General features: G+C 60.6%; 7 protein-coding genes. 3 read left to right on the forward strand and 4 right to left on the reverse strand.

Annotation, left to right across the window (positions count from 1 at the left end):
• The 4 genes from U1A24_RS00005 to secA all read right to left on the reverse strand — a co-directional run.
• Nucleotides 1–650, reverse strand: a 650-nt coding sequence (locus U1A24_RS00005; protein ID WP_322319943.1) for a class I SAM-dependent methyltransferase, incomplete at its 3' end; no start/stop codon positions are given.
• Nucleotides 651–665: 15 nt separating this feature from the next.
• Nucleotides 666–2,177 carry a phosphate ABC transporter substrate-binding/OmpA family protein gene (locus U1A24_RS00010; protein WP_322319944.1) on the reverse strand — a complete coding sequence of 504 codons (1,512 nt, stop codon included), beginning with the start codon at nt 2,175–2,177 and terminating at the stop codon, nt 666–668.
• Between the two features lie 33 nt (nt 2,178–2,210).
• The gene (locus tag U1A24_RS00015) at nt 2,211–3,206 is read right to left on the reverse strand and encodes a hypothetical protein (protein ID WP_322319945.1); all 996 of its coding nucleotides are present in this window, start codon (nt 3,204–3,206) and stop codon (nt 2,211–2,213) included.
• Between the two features lie 156 nt (nt 3,207–3,362).
• Entirely contained in the window at nt 3,363–6,077 is a 2,715-nt protein-coding gene (gene secA / locus U1A24_RS00020) for a preprotein translocase subunit SecA (protein ID WP_322319946.1), read from the reverse strand.
• A 197-nt stretch (nt 6,078–6,274) separates the two neighbouring features.
• Here secA and U1A24_RS00025 point away from each other — a divergent pair, with 197 nt between their 5' ends.
• The 3 genes from U1A24_RS00025 to U1A24_RS00035 form a co-directional block, all read left to right on the forward strand.
• Nucleotides 6,275–7,123, forward strand: coding sequence for a peptidylprolyl isomerase (locus tag U1A24_RS00025; RefSeq protein WP_322319947.1), 849 nt, complete (start codon nt 6,275–6,277; stop codon nt 7,121–7,123).
• Nucleotides 7,124–7,227: 104 nt separating this feature from the next.
• Nucleotides 7,228–8,550, forward strand: a complete 1,323-nt coding sequence (gene argJ / locus U1A24_RS00030) for a bifunctional glutamate N-acetyltransferase/amino-acid acetyltransferase ArgJ (protein WP_322319948.1) — start codon at nt 7,228–7,230, stop codon at nt 8,548–8,550.
• A gap of 74 nt (nt 8,551–8,624) precedes the next feature.
• Nucleotides 8,625–8,987: (deoxy)nucleoside triphosphate pyrophosphohydrolase (locus U1A24_RS00035; protein ID WP_322319949.1), on the forward strand; the 363-nt coding region annotated here is incomplete at its 3' end.

Raw genomic sequence — 8,987 nt, forward strand, 5'->3', positions numbered from 1 at the left:
CGTTGCTTTTCGGCGTCGCCCAACGCGATCAGCGCGGCATTGGCGGCCAAGGCTACGGGCGCAGATTGCGTGGGTTTGCTGAAGAACCACGACTGAAAGCGACTATAGGTCGCGTCGGCGGTCTTGTCGGTGATCTTCAGATGCAGGCCCAACTGCTGCACTAGATCATGCACCGCCCAGACCACCAGCGGCCAGCTCTGCAGATCGTAGTCGTCCCCCGCCATGATGCCGCCGGGTTTCAGTTTGGCATACCAGTTCAGCAGCGTCCGCCCGCCTTCCTCGCCGGTATGGGCATAGCCATCAATATAGATGAAATCGAAGTAGTTGTCGGGAAACAGGTCTATCGCCTGATCAAAGGTCATCCGCAGCAGATGGTAGTTCTGCTCCAACCCGACCAAACGCAGCGCGGATTTATACTCGGCGGTGTTATGCGAATCGGCATACATATCGACGCCCCAGAACCGCGCGAACTTGCCCGAAGCCACCATCTTGGCCGAAAAAGATCCAGCCGCGACGCCCAGTTCGATCCCTAGATTGCCAAGCGCAGGCAGGTCGTCGATCACGTTCCAGCGAAACGTGCCGGGCACCAGCTCTGGCACAACCGCTGGCATCTGACGTTCGGCAATCTCGCGCAACTGGTCTTTTTGCATGAAGGCTCCGCGGGTTCAGGGCTGGCTTGGGGCGAAGGACGGTTTCAGCCAAACCTCCACCCGACGATTCAGACGGCGGCCCGCGGCGGTTTCATCGCAGGCCATTGGTAGGGCTTCGCCAAACGCTTCTACCCGAGGCAGCGCGGCTTCGGGCACAGCGGCGGCCTGTTTCAACGCGGCCAGAATGCCATCGGCACGATCGCGTGACAGCTCCAGATTGGCCTTCGCCTCGCCCGAGCCGTCCGAGAATCCGGCCAGGATCACCGCCTTGTCGCGAAACACCCCCGCCTCGATCAGCTGCGCAAGCTCGGCCAGACTGTCCTGGCTTGCCGCATCCAGCGCAGAGGTGCCGTCCTGAAACCGGAAGGTCAGCGACAGACGATCCGCGCCATCCATCAGATCGACCAGCCGTTTCAGATCGGCCAAGGTGGTCTCGGCCCCCGCACCCTGAATGGCATTGATCAGCCGCAAGCCGTCCGCCGTCATCGGCTGGCTTTCGGGGCTACGGTCGATATAGCCGCCGCCGGCAATCGCCGCCTGCGCTGTGGGCAGTGTCAGAAACTCCAGAAATTCGCGCGCCATCAGCGGTAGGCGACGCCGCGGTGTCAGCAAAAACACCGGCAATGTCAGCGGATAATCTCCGGCTTTCACTGCCAAGCCACTGGGCAACAACGGAAAGCCACAACTGTCCGACAGCGGCAGCGCCCGCGCGACCCCGACCGACGCCCGCCCGGTCAGCGCAATCGCCCAAGGGTCTTTGGCCACCGCATCCGCCAGGATCTGCAAATCTGCATGGGTGACGCTTGCCGCCGGATCACGTCCCAGCCGCGCCGAAAGCGCGCGCTGCAAATCGCTGTCCGGTGCCAGCCCATGCAGCACCAAGGGCATATCCGGGCCGCCAACCTCTGCCCAGTTCTTCACCTCTCCGGCCAGAACCTGTGCCAGATCAATCGTCGAAATCCCCGGCAGCGGATTGTCCGGCGCCACAATCGGCACCAAAGCATCCAAGGCCATCGCCTTCGATCCCAGATCCGGCTCGACCACCGAGGCCACCATCAACTCGGCCCGCCCGGCTTTCAGTTCCGTGCGGGCCTGATCGGGGGGCAGCGCGCGGAAGGAAATCTCGGCCAGCACCTTGCCCGTCGCAGGATCGGTCAGGATCGCGGCTGCGTCTGGCGTGGCAGGGGCCGCATAAAGCAAGCCGCGTGATTTGGCGAAAGCCGCGATCAGTGGCGGCAGCAGCGCCCGCCCAGCATCGGCCTCTCCCACCAGCCGGATCACGGCTTTCGGCGCGGTCAGATCGGGGCAGGCGGGGCCATCGCAAATCACGCCGGTGGCGTCGATGGTCAGCGGGCCATAGGCACTTTCAATGCGGAAAAACTCACCGTCATAGCCTTGCAGCGTCCCGGCAATCGCCAGCGCCCCATCGCGTGAGGTCAGCGTGACGTCCTGCGCCATCCCTACTGTGGGCAAAGCCAGATAGGGCAAAAGCGCGGCGATGATCGCCGCGCACCAGTAACGCTTCATAAACCGCCCCGCCTGACCTTGAGGTTCCGACCCTTAGTTTGCAGCGGCGATAGTCATGTCCGGCACAAGATTTTTCAACACCAGATAGTCACCAATCGCATCACATTCTGGCATCGCCAGCGACATATCGGTGATCTTCACCGCACCCGGCACGGTTTGCAGCGTCTGGCCCAGCACTTCACGGCCACAGGTTGCTTCGGTGACCGCAGCTTCCACCACGATCTCGGGCTTGGCGGCGCTGTCTTTCGGATAGGTGTATACCTGTGCCAACATCGGCAGATCGGTCGAAGCATCGCCCAACACGCTGAGAAATCCGCCCTTGGCCGGAACCCCTGCCGCAGGCTGATGCGGTGTGGCGGCAGTTACATCGCCCGCCCCGCCGAAATCGGAACCCGCTTCAAAGCCATGCAGCTGGAAGGCATCGTCTTGCTGCCATTGCACCGCAAAACGGCGCAATGTGGCCAGTTGGGGCACGCTGACCGAGGCTTCAACCGCGCTGTTGTCCTTGAACATCACTTCGACCGTCGCATCCTGCACCAGCGCAGGCAGATCGGTGAACAAGGCCCCGGTCACCGTGGTTTTCGCGGTCACGGTCAGGCCCGCATGTTTCAGCACCACCCGCTCATTCGCGTGGCAAGGCGCCACCAGCGTCAGCGAAATCAGCGCGTTCTCAGCCGTCGAAAGTTCCAGCGTCACCGGACAGGGATCGACCACAGCCTGAACAACCGGCGCAGGTTCCTGCGGAGCGATCTTGGCAACCGGGGCAACCTCGGCGGGCGTCACAACTGCGGGCAATGTTGCAGCTTCTGCCAACAGCGGTGGTTTGGGCTGCGCGGGTTCTGCCAGTGCGGCCGCGGGCTTGGTGGCAATATCTGTCGCGGCCACCCGTTCAAGCTTTTCGGGTTTCTTGGCGAGTTTATCTTCAGCCACCCGCACGGGCGCGGCCTTGTTCGACATGCCCTGCACCAACTGCCCAGCCCCCAGCGCAATCGCGATCACGGCGATGCCACGGGCCAACTTGCGCTTCATATCCACCGCCATCGGTTCCTCCAAAGAAATCCGTTTGGGCGCTTCTGATCCTTAAACGCGGCGCGGATGCGGCGCAATCAAGGAATGTTTCCGAAAACGGGGGCAATAAATAGGCAAGGGCAGCCGAAGCTGCCCTTGGTCAACAATGTGATCTGATCAGGTCAGCTTGCCGTGGCAAGCCTTGAACCGCTGGCCCGAACCGCAGGGGCAGGGATCGTTGCGTCCTGGATTGCCCCAAGTGCTCGGATCGCTTTCCACAAAGCCCGGAGCCGCCAAAGCCGCTGCCGCCACAACCGGCGCCGCTTCCACCGGAGCGGCCTCACGCGCGGCGGCCTGTGCGGCCTGCTGTTGCGCGATGAACTGCGCCATCATGGCTTCTTGCTCGGCTTGGCTGATCGGCCGGATTTGCGCCAGCTTCTGCGTCACATCTTGCCGAAGCGAGTTCAGCATCGATTCAAACAACGTGAAGCTTTCGGTCTTGTATTCGTTCAGCGGATCGCGTTGCGCATAACCGCGGAACCCCACGACCGAGCGCAGATGTTCCAATCGCAGCAAGTGATCGCGCCATTTCGAGTCAATGCTTTGCAACAACAGCTGTTTTTCGATGTTGCGCATCGAGTCCGGCCCGAAAGCCTCCAGCTTTTCGCCCATCAGGGTATCGCTGGCTGCCACGATCCGCTCGCGGATGGCTTCCTGATCGGTGCCCTCTTCCGCAGCCCAGGCGGCCACCGGCAGATCAAGCCCCATCTTTTCGATCAACGCCTCGTGCAGCGCCTCGGTGTCCCAACGGTCGGCATAGGTTTTCGGTGGCATGTAGTGATCGACCAGATCCTCAGCGACCTGATGGCGCATATCCATCACGATCTCGCCCAGATCCTCGGCCTGCATCACTTCCATGCGCTGGCCAAAGATCGCCTTGCGCTGGTCGTTCATCACATCGTCGAACTTCAACAACTGCTTGCGGATGTCAAAGTTGCGGCCTTCGACCTTGGCCTGCGCGCGCTCCAGCGATTTGTTGACCCACGGGTGAACAATCGCCTCGCCTTCCTTCATGCCCAGCTTGGACAGCACCGCATCCAGACGTTCCGAGCCGAATATCCGCATCAGATCGTCTTCCAGCGACAGGAAGAACGAAGACCGCCCCGGATCGCCCTGACGGCCCGAACGGCCGCGCAACTGGTTGTCGATCCGGCGTGATTCGTGGCGTTCCGTCGCCAGAACGAACAAACCGCCAGCCTTCTTCACCGCTTCTTCTTCATCGGCATGTTCGGCCTCAACCCGCGCGCGCACCTCATCTGGGTGCAGATGCGGGTCGGCGGTGATCGCCTCCATCACCTTGAACTCGACGTTGCCGCCGAGTTTGATGTCGGTGCCACGGCCCGCCATGTTGGTGGCAATCGTCACCGCGTTCAGCTTGCCCGCATCGGCAACGATCTGCGCTTCCTGCTCATGCTGACGCGCGTTCAGCACGTTATGCGGGATGCCCGCCGCTTTCAGCATTTCCGACAAAGCTTCGGATTTATCAATCGAGGTGGTGCCGACCAAGATCGGTTGGCCCGTCGCATGGGCTTCCTGAATGGTTTTCACCACGCCTTCAAACTTTTCACGCGCGGTCCGATACACCGCATCATGCTCGTCCTTGCGCTTCACTTCGCGGTTGGTCGGCACTTCGACCACGCCCAGTTTGTAAATCTCCATGAACTCGTCGGCCTCGGTCGAGGCTGTGCCGGTCATCCCCGCCAGCTTGTCATAAAGCCGGAAGTAGTTCTGGAAGGTCACCGATGCCAAAGTGACGTTCTCTGGCTGAATAGCCACGCACTCTTTCGCCTCAATCGCCTGATGCAAACCATCCGACAAACGGCGGCCCTTCATCATCCGACCGGTGAATTCGTCGATCAGCATCACCTCGCCATCGCGGACGATATACTGCTGATCCCGGGTGAACAGCTTGTGCGCCCGCAAAGCCTGCGTGACGTGATGCACGATGGTGGTGCTTTCCGGCTCGTACAGGCTTTGGCCCTCGGGCAGAATGCCAGCCTCGTGCAAGGCGTTTTCGATAAACTCGTTGCCGTCTTCCGAATAGGTGACGTTGCGGGTCTTTTCGTCCAGCTTGAAATGCGTCTCATTCAGCAGCGGGATCAGCTTATCGACCAGCTGATACAGCTCACTGCGATCCTGCGACGGGCCAGAGATGATCAGCGGAGTCCGCGCCTCATCGACCAAAATAGAATCCACCTCATCGACAATCGCAAAATTATGGCCGCGCTGGTTCATCTCCTCCAGCGAGGCTTTCATGTTGTCACGCAGATAGTCGAAGCCCAATTCGTTATTCGTGGCATAGGTGATGTCGGCGCGATACGCCTCGCGCTTTTCAACTTCGCCCTGATACGGATAGACCACGCCGGTGGTCAGCCCCAAGGCACCGTAAACCTTGCTCATCCATTCGGCATCGCGCTTGGCGAGGTAATCGTTCACCGTCACCACATGCACGCCCTTGCCCGACAGCGCGTTCAGATAGGCCGGGAAAGTCGCCACCAGCGTCTTGCCCTCCCCCGTGCGCATTTCGGCGATATTGCCCTGATGCAGGAAGATCCCGCCCATCAGCTGCACATCAAACGCCCGCAGACCCAAGGCGCGCTTGGCAGCCTCACGGCAATTCGCAAAGGCTTCCGGCAGCAGCGCGTCAAGGCTTTCGCCGCCCGCAATACGCCGCTGAAAATCGGCGGTTTTCGCCTTGATCTGATCATCGCTCAGCGCCGCGAATTCGGGCTCCAACGCGTTGATTTTCGCCACCAAGGGGCGCACCGATTTGACCATTCGGTCATTCGGCGTTCCAAACATCTTCCGCGCAAGTGATCCAAGACCCAGCATGTTTTCTCCGCCCGGTCGTTATTGACAACCGTTATTGACAACATCGTGTGAGGCTCTGGCTTGCCCGCTTCGTCTGCCTTCCTTAGAAGGGCGTCAAGGCTGGGCAGCCCGCGTCACACGCGACCCGTGCGATGTAAGGGGAAGGTCTGGCATAGTCAACGTCGCGCAGGGTCGCGGCATGATCAGGAGAGCGTGAGATGGCAAAAGCGATGCGGTTTATGGCAGGGATGGCGCTGTCCTTCGCCCTGGTAGCCCCGGCTTTGGCGCAAGAACCAACCGCCGATACGGTGATCGCCAGCGTCAACGGCACCAATATCACACTGGGCAACATGATAGTGGCACGCGAAAGCCTGCCGGATCAGTATAAAACCCTGCCCGCCGATGTGCTGTTCAAAGGCATTCTGGATCAGTTGGTGCAGCAAACCGTGCTGGCGCAATCGCTGGAAGGCAAGCTGTCAAAGAAAGACACGCTGCAACTGGAAAATGACCGTCTCGGCTATCTGTCGAACGCGGCCTTGAAGCCCGTGGTGGAAGCCGCCGTCAGCGATGAAGCGCTGCAAAAGGCCTATGATGACAAGTTCAAGGATGCCAAGCCCGCCACCGAATATCATGCGGCGCATATCCTTGTAGATACCGAGGAAAAGGCGAACGAGCTGAAAGCGCAACTTGCTGGCGGCGCGAATTTCGCCGACCTCGCCAAGGCCAACTCCACCGACACCGGATCGGGCGCGCAGGGCGGCGATCTGGGCTGGTTTGGTCTGGGTGCGATGGTCAAGCCGTTTGAAGATGCCGTTGTCGCCGCCAAGGTAGGTGAAGTTTCAGGCCCGATCAAATCCGATTTCGGCTGGCATCTGATCTTGGTCAGCGAAACCCGTATCGCTGCAAAACCGACGCTGGATGAGATGCGCGATGAACTGGCGCAGGGTATCGAGCAAAAGGTTGTCGAGGACCACATCAAAGCCCTGACCGAAGCTGCCAAGATCGAAAAGCCCGGTGAGGCTGTTGATCCGAACCTGCTCGGCGATGCGACATTGCTGGACAAATAAGCGTTACGCGGTCGCTTTATAAATCTGGTATGGGTGTGGAAAGCCATCTGGCCGCAACACCCATGCCGATGGCGCGAAAACTGTAAGATCTGAAGGGGGCTATGATGGCGAAGAAAGAGTTGAAGGCGAAGGTCAAGGCTTTGAAAGCCAAGCTGAAAGCCGTAAAGCCCGAAGCTGCGGTAAAGCTGAAGAAAGCCAAGCCGGTTTCGCCCTTGGCCCCCGCCATGTTCCCGGCCCTGCCACAGATTGCAGGGGTGGAATTTGCCGCCGTTGAGGCTGGCATCAAATACCAGAACCGCAAGGATGTGATGCTGGTGCGTCTTGCCCCCGGCACAGCGATGGCCGGGGTGTTCACCCGCTCCACCACCCGTTCGGCCTGCGTGCGCGATTGTCAGGCGAAACTGGCGCTGAAAGTGCCCGTCGATGCAGGCGCTGCGATTGTGGTCAACTCCGGCAACTCCAACGCCTTCACCGGACGTGTCGGCGATGAGGCTGTCGCCGCCGTCACCATCGGGGTGGCCGATGCCTTGGGCATCCCCGCGTCGCGCGTGTTCTCCTCCTCTACCGGGGTGATTGGCGAGCCTTTGCCCTATGCCAAAATCACCGACAAGATCACCGATCTCGCCGGGGCTTTGCGCGAAGATGCCATCGAGATGGCCGCCCATGCGATGATGACCACCGATACCTTTCCGAAAGGTGCGGCTGCCACGATTCAGGCCGATGGCGGTGAGGTGAAAATCGCGGGCATCGCCAAAGGCTCGGGCATGATCGCGCCGGATATGGCGACGATGCTGGTCTATATCTTCACCGATGCGAAAATCAGCGCCATCAACCTGCAAAAACTGCTGTCGCGCAACACCGACGACACGTTCAACGCGATCACGGTCGACAGTGATACCTCAACCTCCGACACGCTGCTGCTGGCGGCGACAGGCAAATCCGAAGCCGCCGAGTTGAAAGGGGTGCATCTGAAAGCCTTCGAGACCGCGCTGCGCGGCGTGATGATGAACCTCGCGCATCAGGTGATCCGCGACGGCGAGGGCGCGACCAAATTCGTCGAAGTGCGGGTGACTGGCGCTGCCTCGAATGGCGACGCGCACAAGGTCGCGATGGCCATCGCAAACTCGCCCTTGGTGAAAACTGCCATCGCGGGCGAAGACCCCAACTGGGGCCGCATCGTCGCCGCGATTGGCAAATCCGGTGCCGAGGCGGATCGCGACAAGCTGAGCATCCGCTTTGGCGATATCCTCGTGGCCGAAAACGGCTGGCGCAATCCTGACTATAAAGAAGAAGACGGCGCGGCCTACATGCTGCAACCCGAACTGGTGATCGCCGTCGACATGGGGCTTGGCAAATCCAAGCGCTCGGTCTGGACCTGCGATCTGACCAACCGCTACATCGAAATCAACGCCGACTACCGCTCTTGAATTTCACATTGGCTTAAATATTCCGGGGGTCTGGGGGCTGGCCCCCGGTTTCTCCATTCCAGCAAAGCGACCCTATGAAAACCCTCCTCGTCTCCGCCGTCGCCCTGATCGACCCCGAAGGCCGCGTTCTGCTTGCGCAACGCCCCGAAGGCAAATCCCTCGCCGGTTTGTGGGAATTTCCCGGCGGCAAAGTCGAACCCGGTGAGACCCCGGAACACGCCCTGGTCCGCGAGTTGAAAGAAGAGCTCGGCATCGACACTTGGGCAAGCTGCCTCGCACCGCTGACCTTCGCCAGCCACACTTATGATGACTTCCACCTTTTGATGCCGCTGTTCGCCTGCCGTCGCTGGCAGGGCATCGCCGCCCCACAGGAGGGCCAAAACCTCGCCTGGGTGCGCCCGCAAAACCTGCGCGACTTTCCGATGCCCCCGGCTGAC

Origin of the sequence: Cypionkella sp., from assembly GCF_034376685.1 — a bacterium.
Classification (GTDB): Bacteria; Pseudomonadota; Alphaproteobacteria; order Rhodobacterales; family Rhodobacteraceae; genus Cypionkella.

What these genes read in the sequence shown, in the direction of transcription:
- U1A24_RS00010 (WP_322319944.1), bottom strand. Translation starts at nt 2,177, where the DNA reads ATGAAGCGTTACTGGTGCGCGGCGATCATCGCCGCGCTTTTGCCCTAT.
- U1A24_RS00015 (WP_322319945.1), bottom strand. Translation starts at nt 3,206, where the DNA reads ATGAAGCGCAAGTTGGCCCGTGGCATCGCCGTGATCGCGATTGCGCTG.
- secA (WP_322319946.1), bottom strand. Translation starts at nt 6,077, where the DNA reads ATGCTGGGTCTTGGATCACTTGCGCGGAAGATGTTTGGAACGCCGAAT.
- U1A24_RS00025 (WP_322319947.1), top strand. Translation starts at nt 6,275, where the DNA reads ATGGCAAAAGCGATGCGGTTTATGGCAGGGATGGCGCTGTCCTTCGCC.
- argJ (WP_322319948.1), top strand. Translation starts at nt 7,228, where the DNA reads ATGGCGAAGAAAGAGTTGAAGGCGAAGGTCAAGGCTTTGAAAGCCAAG.